This is a genomic window from Bacillus sp. SIMBA_074 (genome assembly GCF_046534555.1).
GTDB lineage: Bacteria > Bacillota > Bacilli > Bacillales > Bacillaceae_G > Bacillus_A > Bacillus_A mycoides.
The window spans coordinates 1-249 of sequence record NZ_JAWRYM010000973.1 but is presented as its reverse complement, the minus strand read 5'-3'; the positions used below and the strand labels follow the sequence as shown (position 1 = coordinate 249).

At 72.3% G+C, this 249-nt stretch carries 1 protein-coding gene; it reads right to left on the bottom strand.

Annotated elements, in window-relative coordinates; genetic code table 11:
• Window positions 1-249: hypothetical protein (locus tag SB773_RS33660; RefSeq protein ID WP_410594812.1), on the bottom strand; the 249-nt coding region annotated here is incomplete at both ends.

Here is a 249-nt window from a genome sequence, read left to right as displayed (position 1 = left end):
ATCGGCGAGAGCGGTCGCATCGAGGGACGCGCCGAGGTCGGCGCCGGTCAGGACCGCGTCATCTCCGTCGCCGGTGAGCGTGACCTCGGTCTCGGCGAGATGCGTGCTGATCGCTTCGGCCGCGGCGCCCGGTGTCATCCATCCGACCGGGATTCCGGCGACGGTGGTTCCCGGGGCGATGAGTACCAGCGAGGCTGCTCCCGCGCCCAGGGCGACGACGCCGAGTCCGAGCCCGATCCAGAGGCCGAG